The organism is Pseudomonas shirazica (assembly GCF_015168335.1).
Taxonomy (GTDB): domain Bacteria; phylum Pseudomonadota; class Gammaproteobacteria; order Pseudomonadales; family Pseudomonadaceae; genus Aquipseudomonas; species Aquipseudomonas asiatica.
This window is the reverse complement of sequence record NZ_CP063456.1, coordinates 5,673,456-5,685,725: the sequence shown is the minus strand read 5'-3', so window position 1 is coordinate 5,685,725 and position 12,270 is coordinate 5,673,456. Positions and strand designations below refer to the sequence as shown.

General features: G+C 63.7%; 10 protein-coding genes. 1 reads left to right on the top strand and 9 read right to left on the bottom strand.

Annotation, left to right across the window (positions count from 1 at the left end; all coding sequences use genetic code 11):
* Window positions 1-113: 113 nt before the first annotated feature.
* The 4 genes from hutH to hutC form a co-directional block, all read right to left on the bottom strand.
* Window positions 114-1,646, bottom strand: a complete 1,533-nt coding sequence (hutH, locus tag IMX18_RS26180; protein ID WP_015272105.1) for a histidine ammonia-lyase — start codon at window positions 1,644-1,646, stop codon at window positions 114-116.
* A 107-nt stretch (window positions 1,647-1,753) separates the two neighbouring features.
* A complete protein-coding gene (gene hutU, locus IMX18_RS26175; RefSeq protein ID WP_013974561.1) occupies window positions 1,754-3,427 on the bottom strand; it encodes a urocanate hydratase in 1,674 nt (557 codons plus the stop codon).
* A 437-nt stretch (window positions 3,428-3,864) separates the two neighbouring features.
* Complete coding sequence (locus IMX18_RS26170) at window positions 3,865-4,437, bottom strand: HutD/Ves family protein (protein WP_217189984.1); 573 nt, start codon at window positions 4,435-4,437, stop codon at window positions 3,865-3,867.
* The gene (gene hutC / locus IMX18_RS26165) at window positions 4,434-5,144 is read right to left on the bottom strand and encodes a histidine utilization transcriptional repressor HutC (RefSeq protein WP_013974563.1); all 711 of its coding nucleotides are present in this window, start codon (window positions 5,142-5,144) and stop codon (window positions 4,434-4,436) included. Before hutC ends, IMX18_RS26170 begins: the two co-directional genes overlap by 4 nt.
* A 145-nt stretch (window positions 5,145-5,289) precedes the next feature.
* Here hutC and IMX18_RS26160 point away from each other — a divergent pair, with 145 nt between their 5' ends.
* The gene (locus tag IMX18_RS26160; RefSeq protein WP_100412990.1) at window positions 5,290-6,654 is read left to right on the top strand and encodes a formimidoylglutamate deiminase; all 1,365 of its coding nucleotides are present in this window, start codon (window positions 5,290-5,292) and stop codon (window positions 6,652-6,654) included.
* Between the two features lie 116 nt (window positions 6,655-6,770).
* Here IMX18_RS26160 and IMX18_RS26155 read toward each other — a convergent pair whose 3' ends face one another.
* The 5 genes from IMX18_RS26155 to IMX18_RS26135 form a co-directional block, all read right to left on the bottom strand.
* A complete protein-coding gene (locus IMX18_RS26155; protein WP_003259870.1) occupies window positions 6,771-7,343 on the bottom strand; it encodes a lipocalin family protein in 573 nt (190 codons plus the stop codon).
* The gene (bamE, locus tag IMX18_RS26150) at window positions 7,340-7,594 is read right to left on the bottom strand and encodes an outer membrane protein assembly factor BamE domain-containing protein (RefSeq protein WP_003249234.1); all 255 of its coding nucleotides are present in this window, start codon (window positions 7,592-7,594) and stop codon (window positions 7,340-7,342) included. Before bamE ends, IMX18_RS26155 begins: the two co-directional genes overlap by 4 nt.
* 295 nt (window positions 7,595-7,889) lie before the next feature.
* Entirely contained in the window at window positions 7,890-8,486 is a 597-nt protein-coding gene (locus IMX18_RS26145) for a DUF924 family protein (protein ID WP_013974567.1), read from the bottom strand.
* 3 nt (window positions 8,487-8,489) lie between these two features.
* On the bottom strand, window positions 8,490-9,500 hold the full coding sequence (locus IMX18_RS26140; protein WP_013974568.1) for a class 1 fructose-bisphosphatase: 1,011 nt from the start codon (window positions 9,498-9,500) through the stop codon (window positions 8,490-8,492).
* Window positions 9,501-9,755: 255 nt separating this feature from the next.
* A complete protein-coding gene (locus tag IMX18_RS26135) occupies window positions 9,756-12,206 on the bottom strand; it encodes a glycogen/starch/alpha-glucan phosphorylase (protein WP_015272110.1) in 2,451 nt (816 codons plus the stop codon).
* Between the last annotated feature and the right edge of the window lie 64 nt (window positions 12,207-12,270).

Below are 12,270 nucleotides of genomic sequence, written 5' to 3'. Positions count from 1 at the left end.
CTGCCTTGCAGCCCAATCGCCGGCAAGCCAGCTCCCACAGAGATGGTGTGTCGCATCTCCATCTGTGGGAGCCGGCTTGCCGGCGATGGGCCGCACAGCGGCCCCTGGGAGCATTACAGGCTTGGCAGCACACCAGCCGGCAGCAGGCCGGTCAGGCGCCCCTTGGCCAACAGTTCCACGGCCTTCTCGATGTCGGGCGCGAAGAAGCGGTCACGGTCGTAGTGCGGCACTTCGCTGCGCAGCGCCTGGCGCGCCTGCTCCAGCTTGGCCGAGGTCTTCAGGCCCTTGCGCAGGTCCAGGCCCTGGCAGGCGCCCAGCCATTCGATGGCCAGCACGCCGCGGGTGTTTTCAGCCATTTCCCACAGGCGCTTGCCGGCAGCCGGGGCCATCGACACGTGGTCTTCCTGGTTGGCCGAGGTCGGCAGGCTGTCGACACTGTGCGGGTGCGACAGGGCCTTGTTCTCGCTGGCCAGGGCAGCAGCGGTGACCTGGGCGATCATGAAGCCCGAGTTGACCCCACCGTTTTCCACCAGGAACGGCGGCAGCTGGGACATGTGCTTGTCCATCATCAGCGAGATACGGCGCTCGCTGAGCGAACCGATTTCAGCGATGGCCAGGGCGATGTTGTCGGCGGCCATGGCCACCGGCTCGGCGTGGAAGTTACCGCCGGAAATCACGTCACCTTCGGCAGCGAACACCAGCGGGTTGTCCGACACGGCGTTGGCTTCGATGCCCAGTACCTCGGCGGCCTGGCGCAGCTGGGTCAGGCAGGCGCCCATGACCTGAGGCTGGCAGCGCAGCGAGTACGGGTCCTGGACCTTGTCGCAGTTCTTGTGCGACAGCGACACTTCGCTGGAGTCGCCCAGCAGGTCACGGAAGCAGGCAGCAGTGTCGATCTGGCCGCGCTGGCCACGCACTTCGTGAATGCGCGCATCGAATGGCGAGCGCGAGCCCAGTGCGGCTTCGACGCTCAGGCCGCCGCAGGCGATGGCAGCGGCGTACAGGTCTTCGCCCTGGAACAGGCCACGCAGGGCATAGGCGGTGGACGCCTGGGTGCCGTTGAGCAGGGCCAAACCCTCCTTGGCGGCCAGGGTCAGCGGCTCGAGGCCGGCCACGGCCAGGGCTTCGGTGGCTGGCAGCCACTGGCCCTTGTAGCGGGCCTTGCCTTCACCCAGCAGCACCAGCGACATGTGCGCCAGCGGGGCGAGGTCGCCGGAAGCGCCCACCGAACCCTTCAGCGGGATGTGCGGATAGACTTCGGCGTTGACCAGGGCGATCAGCGCGTCGATGACTTTGCGACGGATGCCGGAGAAGCCACGGCTGAGGCTGTTGATCTTCAGCACCATGATCAGCCGCACCAGGTCGTCATCCAGCGGCGCGCCGACACCGGCGGCGTGGGACAGCACCAGCGAACGCTGCAGGTTTTCCAGGTCGTGGCTGGCGATGCGGGTCGAGGCCAGCAGGCCGAAACCGGTGTTGATGCCGTAGGCGGTACGGTCTTCGGCGATGATCTGCTCGACGCAGGCAACGCTGGCGTCGATGGCTGGCGCGGCGCTGGCGTCCAGTTGCAAGCGCACGGGCGCCGCATGGATGGAGCGCAGTTGGGCCAGGGTCAGGGTGCCGGGCTTGAGGGTCAATTCGGTCACTTCACTACTCCAATCGCGTGGAGCCGCAGGCCCGTTTGTAAGTGCCTGCGTGCTCCTTCTTGTTGTTCAGTATCACCCCTTGTGGGGTGCGATCCAAAGCGTGGCGATCAGCCAGTGATCATCGGCAGGTCCAGGCCCTGCTCCTTGGCGCACTCGATGGCGATGTCGTAACCGGCATCGGCATGACGCATCACACCGGTCCCTGGGTCGTTGGTCAGCACGCGAGCGATACGCTCGGCGGCTTCATCGGTACCGTCGCAGACGATGACCATGCCAGAGTGCTGGGAGAAGCCCATGCCCACGCCACCACCGTGGTGCAGCGAAACCCAGGTAGCACCGCCGGCGGTGTTCAGCAGGGCGTTGAGCAGCGGCCAGTCGGAGACAGCGTCGGAACCGTCGCGCATGGCTTCGGTTTCACGGTTGGGGCTGGACACCGAACCGGAGTCCAGGTGGTCACGGCCGATCACGATCGGTGCCGACAGCTCGCCGCTGCGTACCATTTCGTTGAACGCCAGGCCCAGCTTGGCGCGCAGGCCCAGGCCAACCCAGCAGATACGTGCCGGCAGGCCCTGGAAGCTGATGCGCTCGCGAGCCATGTCCAGCCAGCGGTGCAGGTGGGCGTCGTCGGGGATCAGTTCCTTGACCTTGGCGTCGGTCTTGTAGATGTCTTCGGCATCACCGGACAGCGCCGCCCAGCGGAACGGGCCGATACCACGGCAGAACAGCGGGCGGATGTAGGCCGGCACGAAGCCCGGGAAGTCGAAGGCATTGGCCACGCCTTCTTCCTTGGCCATCTGGCGGATGTTGTTGCCATAGTCGAAGGTCGGGACACCCTGCTTCTGGAAATCGAGCATGGCTTGCACGTGCACGGCCATCGACTGCTTGGCGGCCTTGACCACTGCAGCCGGTTCGGTCTGCGCGCGGTCGCGGTACTGTTCCCAGGTCCAGCCGGCTGGCAGGTAACCGTTCAGCGGGTCGTGGGCGCTGGTCTGGTCGGTGACCATGTCCGGGCGCACGCCACGCTTGACCAGCTCTGGCAGGATTTCGGCAGCGTTGCCGTGCAGGGCGATGGAGATGGCCTTGCCTTCGGCGGTGTACTTGGCAATGCGTGCCAGGGCGTCGTCGAGGTCAGTGGCCTGCTCGTCGACGTAGCGGGTTTCCAGACGGAAGTCGATGCGGCTCTGCTGGCATTCGATGTTCAGCGAGCAGGCACCGGCCAGGGTGGCGGCCAGTGGCTGGGCGCCGCCCATGCCGCCCAGACCGGCGGTCAGTACCCACTTGCCTTTCAGGCTGCCGCCGTAATGCTGGCGACCGGCTTCGACGAAGGTTTCGTAGGTGCCCTGGACGATGCCCTGGCTGCCGATGTAGATCCAGCTGCCGGCGGTCATCTGGCCGTACATGGCCAGGCCCTTGGCGTCCAGTTCGTTGAAGTGTTCCCAATTGGCCCAGTGCGGCACCAGGTTGGAGTTGGCGATCAGTACGCGCGGGGCGTTGCTGTGGGTCTTGAACACGCCGACCGGTTTGCCCGACTGCACCAGCAGGGTTTCGTCGTCTTCCAGGCGGGTCAGGGTCTCGACGATCTTGTCGTAGCACGCCCAGTTACGGGCAGCGCGGCCGATACCGCCGTACACCACCAGTTCTTTCGGGTTTTCCGCGACCTGTGGATCGAGGTTGTTCATCAGCATGCGCAGTGGCGCTTCGGTCAGCCAGCTTTTGGCAGTCAGCTTGTTGCCACGTGGGGCACGGATTTCAACGTCACGGTATTTGTTGTTGTCGGTCACGGGAAAGGTCCTCTGCGGTCGTCCGCGGGCGGGTATGTCGTGGTAGATATACAAACACACCTTTACTTGTATGTACAAGCATGGACAACCAAAATAATTGGACTTTTCCGCTGAATGGCTTGGTGCATGCGTTGATTCTTTCTGCGCCAGTGAGATCGAGCGCCGCCCGCGCGGCGCTTCGCGGGACAAGCCCGCTCCCACATTTGTTGCAACGTGCCGAACCTGTCAGGCCATGGTTGCCTGCCTTGGTGCATGTCTTGAGACGGGTGAGGCGGCCGCAGCGCCAGCCGAGAAATTGAGTCAGACCAACAAGGCTGACAACTATGGCCTGACAGACATGGCCACGTTGCAACAAATGTGGGAGCGGGCTTGCCCCGCGAAGCGCCGCGCGGGCGGCGCTCGATCTTACAGGCGACAAAAAACTACAGGCGAACCCCTCAGCGCCCCACCAACTCGATCAGGCAGAACCGCCCCTGCACATCCAACCCCAACAACTGGTCATTGCCCTCCAGCCGCAAGCAGTCATACAACCCCAACCGCTGCGTCTCACGCCCGGCAATACCCACCTCGACCTGGCTGCTGGCAGCGAACAGCAACACCGTCGACGCCGAACTGTACAAACGGCTGGTGCCATCGAACCACTGCAACCGCGCCCGGTAGCGCTGCGGTGCATATATCAGGTTGAAATCACGGATCGCCCCGCCCAGCAGCTTGCAGCTGACCTGGCTCTCGCCGCTGAAGGCAAAGGCATCGAACGGCAGCAACGGCCGGCTGGCCTGGCCGTCCACCAGCAAGCGCATGCCGTCGCCCTGCAACACGGTGATGATTCGCTGGTAGCCGGCGAAGGTGGAAAAGCCACCGGACTCCTCGATATCGGCAATCGACAAGCGCCAGCCAAAGCCGTCCAGGCCTTCGCCACTGTCGCGGGTAATCTCTTCGGTGAAACCGCCACCGTTCTTCCACGGCATGCGCGGGTAGCCCTGCGCACGCAACAACTGCAGCTGACTCATTTACTGAAACGTCCTTCCAGGCGATGACGGGAACCGGGGTGGATCAGCCGCGCGGCAGTCACCGGCTGGCGGCCGGACCAGGTGCGACGGCGGATCAGCAGGCAGGGCTCGCCCCTCTCGATCTGCAACAGGCGGCATTCTTCCGGCTCGGCCAGGATTGCCTCTACCACGTGCTCACCCTCGGTCAGCGGCGCCACCTGCGACAGGTAGGCGTATGGCGTCTGCCGGGTGAAGTCCTGCTTGAGGTAGTCGGGGGCAATCGCCGCATTGACGTAGCGGTCCTCGATCTGCACCGGCACGCCGTTCTCGAAATGCACGATCAGCGAGTGGAACACTCGCTGGCCTTCGCGCATATCCAGGGCCAGGGCCCGCTCGGAACCGGCCGTTTCCTCGGTGAGGGTGATCACCTGGCAGCTATGCTGGTGGCCACGCGCGGCAATTTCGTCGGCAATGTTGTTGACCTCGAACAGCGCCGAACGCCCCTTGGGCTCGGCCACGAAGGTACCGACCCCTTGCATGCGCACCAGCAGGCCTTCGGCAGTGAGCTCGCGCAGGGCGCGGTTGATGGTCATGCGGCTGAAGCCCAGCTCACTGACCAGTTCGCTCTCCGAGGGTACCCGGTGATGCGGTGGCCAGCTGCCGTTGTCGATCTGCTGGATGATCATCTGTTTGACCCGGGCGTAAAGCGGAGCCGGGCCCTCGCCCATCTGGGCAACCAGCGCGGAGACAGGAGGTGTCGGCACGGCGTTGGATCCTTGTGCAAATGGAATGAGCGGTAGCTTGCCGCAGTTTACCCGGCAGGCAAACGCCTGTATATGTATATACAAGTTAACAATAACAGGATTTTCACCGATGTCCGCCTACTTCGCCGAACGCGCCCTGCTACCCACGGGTTGGGCTAGCCATGTCCGCATCGAGGTCACCAGTGATGGCCATGTGGCCCGCATCGAACCGGGCGCCTCGGCCGAAGGCGCCGAGCGGCTGGCCGGCCCGCTGCTGCCCGGCATGCCCAACCTGCACTCGCATGCCTTCCAGCGCGCCATGGCAGGGCTGGCGGAAGTCGCCGGCAACCCCAACGACAGTTTCTGGACCTGGCGCGACCTGATGTACCGCCTGGTCGGCCAGATCAGTCCAGAGCAGCTGCAGGTCATCGCCCGCCAGCTGTACATCGAAATGCTCAAGGCCGGCTATACCTCGGTCGCCGAGTTCCACTACGTGCACCATGACCAGGCCGGCAGGGCCTACGCCGACCCGGCCGAACTGTCCCGCCGCATCAGCGCGGCTGCAGCCGACAGCGGCATTGGCCTGACCTTGCTGCCGGTGCTGTACAGCCACGCAGGCTTCGGCGGCCAAGCCCCGAATGACGGGCAACGGCGCTTCATAAATTCCACTGAACAGTACCTGCAACTGCAAGCGCAGCTGGCCCCGCTGCTGGCCGCGCAACCCGCGCAGCAACTGGGTCTGTGCTTCCATTCGCTGCGCGCGGTGACGCCCGGGCAGATCGCCGAAGTGCTGGCAGCCAGCGACAAACAGTGCCCGGTGCATATCCATATCGCCGAGCAGCAGAAGGAAGTCGACGACTGCCTGGCCTGGAGCGGCCTGCGCCCGTTGCAGTGGCTGTACGAGCACGTGGATGTGGACCCGCGCTGGTGCCTGGTGCACGCAACCCACGCAGAGCCGGATGAAGTCACCGCAATGGCCCGCAGCGGCGCGGTAGCCGGGCTTTGCCTGACCACCGAGGCCAACCTGGGCGACGGGATTTTCCCGGCAGTGGACTATCTGGCACATGGTGGGCGCATGGGCATTGGTTCGGACAGCCATGTATCGCTGAGCGTGGTGGAGGAACTGCGCTGGCTGGAATATGGCCAGCGACTGCGCGACCAGCGGCGTAACCGCCTGTATCGCGGCGACCAGCCGATGGTCGGGCGGACTTTGTATGACGCTGCCCTGGCGGGCGGTGCGCAGGCGCTGGGGCAGGCGGTCGGGGAACTGGCCGTGGGCAAGCGCGCCGACTGGCTGGTGCTCGATGGGCAGGACCCTTACATAGCCATGGCCGATGGGGATGCGATTCTCAACCGCTGGCTGTTTGCCGGCGGCGATCGCCAGGTGCGGGATGTGATGGTGAATGGGCAATGGGTGGTGCGCCAGGGGCGGCATGCGCAGGAAGAGCAAAGCGCGCTGGCGTTTGCCGAGGTGTTGCGACAGCTGTTGGGGTGAGTTTATTGGGGCCGCTTTGCGGCCCATCGCGACACAAGGCCGCTCCTACAGGAATGTGCGTTCCCCTGTAGGAGCGGCCTTGTGTCGCGATGGGCTGCAAAGCAGCCCCCAGAAATTCAGTGCATCTTGACGATCTGCTGGTCCGACGCGCGCCAGATCAGCCGACTGGTGTCATAACCCTGCTGCCGGGCCTTGGACATCAGGTTCTCGCGCTCCCAGGCTGGTAGCGTCGGCGTACGCGACAGTAGCCACAAGTGCTTGCGGTCCGGGCTGCCGACCACCGCCGTGCGATAGCGATCATCCACATACAGGATCCAGTACTCGCCCCTCGCCACCCCTGGCACCAGCTTGGTGAACCAGTTGTCGAACTCGACCCACAACTTGTCGGTGTGCCCTGGCTCCTGGATGTTCGCATGCCCTTCGGCGCGCAGCCATTCGTCACCCATGGTGCGGCAGCGGTTGAGCACGCCGAGGCTACCATCGAGCCTGAGGTTGTAGTGCGCTTCGGACTGCTCACAGCCGGTCTGGTAGCGCATTGGCAGGCGCGCCAGTTCGTACCACTTGCCCTGGTAGCGCTTGAGGTCGATGTTGCCCGCGGTTTTCGGCGCCAGCGGGTCGTGCACGGAGCCGGCACAACCGCCCAGCAGCAACGCCAGGCATACCCCCATCAGCAGATAAACGCGCCTCATTTGAGACCCTGCCCTGAATACATGAGCACCTTGTCAGCCGCGTACTGCACACTGATGAAGCTCTTCTCGTCCCCCCAGGTGCAGCTGCTCATGCCCAGCGCGCCAGAGCACTCGGTCGGCGTGCCGAGCAGCTGCTCGACCTCGGCCTTGTTCATACCGGCCTTGATCTTGGAATAGTTTTCCTGATTGATCTTGCTGCAGGCAGTCAGAACGACGCACAGCGACAACAGGGCGAGGGAACGCAACGACATGAAGGACACTCCTGGAGAGGGGATACAGGCGAGTGGCCTGCAGTGACCTTCGACGGTAAAAACCCTCCCAGGTTCCCTGCTCCCCCTCCTCTACCCCTACACCATTGGTCGGATGGCCACTACTGTGCGATTAATCACAAAGAATTACCCCGCACAAACAAAAAGGCCGCCCCTACGTACTGTAGGAGCAGCCTTGTGCTGCGAAAGGGCCGGTGAGGCCAACAGGGATGCATGGGCAGCGAGGGACACTTCGCAGCACAAGGCTGCTCCTACAAGGATCCCGCCAACCCTGGAATCAGAACCTGGACCCAGGCTCCAGCAAAAAGTCCATCTCTTCGCTGGTACTCGGCCGCTCCAGCACCAGGTTGCGGTGCGGGAAGCGCCCGAAACGGGCAATTACCCGCTGGTGCTGCTCGGCATAGTCGAGGAAGCCTTCGAACAACCGGCGGTTGGCTTCGGGCTGCTCGTCCAGCAGCACCTGGTAGCGCTCGACGCACAGGTTCTGCCAGTCCAGCACTTCGGCATGTTCCAGTACCAGCAGCACGAACACCCGCTGTATCGGCAGCAGCTGGTAATCCCAGTTCTTCTGCAAACCCTGCATCGCCACCACCTGAGCACGCCGGTCGCCCTCGAAGGCACGCGGCGTGTCGCGGTAGATCATGCGCGGCAGCTGGTCCAGCAGGATCAGCAGGCCCAGCCAGCCCTGCGGGCTTTGCTGCCACTCGTCGAGCCCACCCGCCAGGGCATGCTCGACCAGATCGCCAAACAGCGCATGGGCGTCGGCGTCATGATGCTTGCCGAACCACAGCGTGCTCTTCTCGTCAGCCACGGCCTGGGGACTGGTGCCCCAACCGAACCACCACTCCAGCAACGGCTGCCAAGGTGCGAGCATGACTTACTCCTTGTGGTAGGCGGTGACGCGCTCTACCTCTTCCTTCGAGCCGAGAATTACCGACACACGCTGGTGCAGGCTTTCTGGCTGGATGTCGAGGATGCGATCGTAACCGTTGGTGGAGGCGCCGCCGGCCTGTTCGATGATGAAGGACATCGGGTTGGCTTCGTACATCAGGCGCAGCTTGCCCGGCTTGCTCGGTTCGCGGGCGTCACGTGGGTACATGAACAGGCCGCCACGGGTCAGGATGCGGTGTACGTCGGCCACCATCGAGGCGATCCAGCGCATGTTGTAGTTTTTCTTCAGCGGGCCGGTCTCGCCTGCCAGCAGTTCCCCCACGTAACGCTGAACCGGGGCTTCCCAGTGGCGCTGGTTGGACATGTTGATGGCGAATTCTGCGGTAGTTTCCGGCACGCGGATGTTTTCGTGGGTGAGGACGAAGCTGCCCAGTTCGCGGTCCAGGGTGAAGCCCTTGACGCCGTTGCCCAGGGTCAGGATCAGCATGGTCTGCGGGCCGTAGATGGCGTAACCGGCGGCAACCTGCTGTGTGCCTGGTTGCAGGAAGGCTTTTTCGTTCAGGGTTTCGTTCTGGCTCAGGTATTCGTTAGGGCAACGCAGTACCGAGAAGATAGTGCCGACCGAAACGTTGACGTCGATGTTGGACGAGCCATCCAGCGGGTCGAATACCAGCAGGTAGGCGCCTTTCGGGTACTTGCCCGGGATCTGGTAGGCGTTGTCCATTTCTTCGGAAGCCATGCCGGCCAGGTGGCCGCCCCACTCGTTGGCTTCCAGCAGGATATCGTTGGAAATCACGTCCAGTTTCTTCTGGACTTCGCCCTGCACGTTTTCAGTGCCCATGCTGCCCAGCACGCCACCGAGGGCGCCTTTGGAAACGTGATGGCTGATTTCCTTGCACGCACGCGCCACCACTTCGATCAGGAAGCGCAGATCGGCAGGGGTATTGTTGCTGCGGGTCTGCTCAATCAGATAGCGACTAAGGGTAACGCGGGACATGTATGGCTCCGAAAGGATTGGGGGATAAAAACCCCCGCAGTTTACAGGGAGAGTTGCAGGCTAGCGAGTGATGAGACTCGCAACGGCTCTCAGACGGCACAATAGGTCGGTAGTTCAGCGCGCGCCAGGCCGGTGGTCTGGTTGTGGGCCCATTCGCGGGCACGCCCGCTCCCACAGGGACTGCACAAGATTTCCAAGGTCGTGCGAATCCTGGGAGAGCGGGCGTGCCCACGAAGAGGCCGGCACAGGCTTACCTCAATCCAAAGCCTTCCAGATCTCGCTGGCATATTCCCGAATGGTCCGGTCCGAGGAGAACCAGCCCATCCGCGCGGTATTCAGCACCGCCATACGCCACCATTCCTGCGGCGTGTGCCAAAGCTCCTCGACCCGTCGCTGGGCATCCCAGTAGGCATCGAAATCGGCACACACCAGGAAACGGTCATGAGCTACCAGCCCGTCGATCAGCGCGCTGTAGCGCGACGGGTCGTCCGGTGAGAACACCCCACTGCGAACAGCCTGCAACACGTCGTTCAGGCGGCTGGACGCGGCAATCGCCGCACTGGCGCCAAAGTCACCGTCGCGCCGCCTGGCCTCCACCTGCTGCGCAGTAAGGCCGAAGATGAACATGTTTTCGGTACCCACCTGCTCGCTCATCTCGACATTGGCACCATCCAGGGTACCGATGGTCAACGCGCCGTTCAGGCCGAACTTCATGTTGCTGGTGCCGGACGCTTCGTAACCGGCGGTGGAAATCTGCTCGGAAAGGTCCGCCGCCGGGATGATGCTTTCAGCCAGACTGACGTTGTAGTTGGGCAGGAACACCACCTTCAGCAGGCCGCGCACGGTGGGGTCGTTGTTCACCACCCGGGCGATGTCGTTGGCCAGCTTGATGATCAGCTTAGCCTGGTGATAGCTGGCCGCGGCCTTGCCGGCGAAGATCTTCACCCGCGGCACCCAGTCGGTACCGGGGTCGTTGCGCATGGCCTGGTACAACGCCACGGTGTGCAGCAGGTTGAGCAACTGGCGCTTGTATTCGTGGATGCGCTTGACCTGCACGTCGAACAACGCCTCGGGGTTCACCGTAACGCCCAGGCGGTCCTGGATGATGCTGGCCAGGGCACGCTTGCTGTGCAGGCGCTGCGCGGCGAACTGCTTGCGGAAACCGCTCTTGTCGGCGAACGGTACCAGATTGGCCAGGCGTCCTTCGGGGTCGTCCAGCAGATCAGGGCCCAGCGCCTCGATCAGCATCGCGGTCAGCTGCGGGTTGGACTGGTACAGCCAGCGGCGGAAGGTAATGCCGTTAGTCTTGTTGTTGATCCGTTGCGGGTAGAGCTTGTGCAGCTCGGCGAACACCGTGCTTTTCATCAGCTTGCTGTGCAGCGCCGACACACCGTTGACGCTGTGCGAGCCGAGGAACGCCAGGTTGCCCATGCGCACCCGGCGGCCATTGTCTTCCTCGATCAACGACACAGCCCGCAACACGTCGAAGTCGTGCAGGCCTTTCGCCCGCAGCGCGTCGATGTGGTAGGCGTTGATCAGGTAGATGATCTGCATGTGCCGCGGCAGCATGCGTTCCATCAGCGCAACGGGCCAGGTTTCCAGGGCTTCGGGCAGCAAGGTGTGGTTGGTGTAGGCCAGGGTGCCGACGGTCAACTCCCAGGCGGTATCCCAAGGGATCTCATGCTGGTCGACCAGCAGGCGCATCAGCTCGGCCACGGCGATCGACGGGTGGGTGTCGTTGAGCTGGATGGCCGCCGCATCCGGCAGGTTGAGCAGGTTGTCGTGCATGTTCAGATGGCGGCGCAGCAGGTCCTGCAACGAAGCCGAGACGAAGAAGTATTCCTGGCGCAGGCGCAGTTCCTGGCCCGCCTCGGTGCTGTCGGCCGGGTACAGCACCCGCGAAATGCTTTCGGCCCGTGCCACCTCGGCCACCGCGCCCAGGTGGTCGCCGGCATTGAAGCGTTCCAGGTGCAGCTCTTCCAGCGCCCGCGCACGCCACAGGCGCAGGGTATTGACGCTGGCCCCGCGCCAACCGACCACCGGGGTATCGTAGGCCACCGCCCGCACGGTCTCGCCCGGCCACCACACCTGACGCTGCTGGCCGTGGGTGTCGTGCACCGTTTCGACGCTGCCGCCAAAGCTGATGGGGTAGATCACCTCGGCGCGCTCGAACTCCCAGGGGTTGCCGAAGTCGAGCCAGTTCTCGGTCTGCTCCTGCTGCCAGCCATCGACCATGGCCTGACGGAACAGCCCGTGCTCATAGCGGATGCCATAACCGTGAGCAGCGATGCCCAGGGTCGACATGCTCTCCATGAAGCACGCTGCCAGGCGACCCAGGCCACCGTTGCCCAGCGCGGCATCGGGCTCGAGCAGGCGAATGCGCTCCAGGTCCACGTTCAGCCCTTCCAATGCGTCGCGGGCAATGTCGAGCAGGCCCAGGTTGCTCAGGCTGTCATACAGCAGCCGGCCGATGAGGAATTCGAGAGAAAGGTAATAGACCCGCTTCTGGCTGCGGCGATACGCCTGGCGGGTGTGGTCCATCCAGTGATCGACCATGTGATCGCGCGCGGCCAGGGCGATGGCCTCGAACCAGTCGTGGTCGAAGGCGTGCTCTGGGTCCTTGCCAACCGCGTAGGTCAGCTTGTCCAGTACAGCGGCGCGAAATTCGGCCACCTCGGCGTCACGAGCTTTGGGTTCCTGGGACATGCGGCATCCTCGGGCAAGTTGACGAAAACGGAGGGAGACTGTTGAGCCTAGACCCTTCGACAGG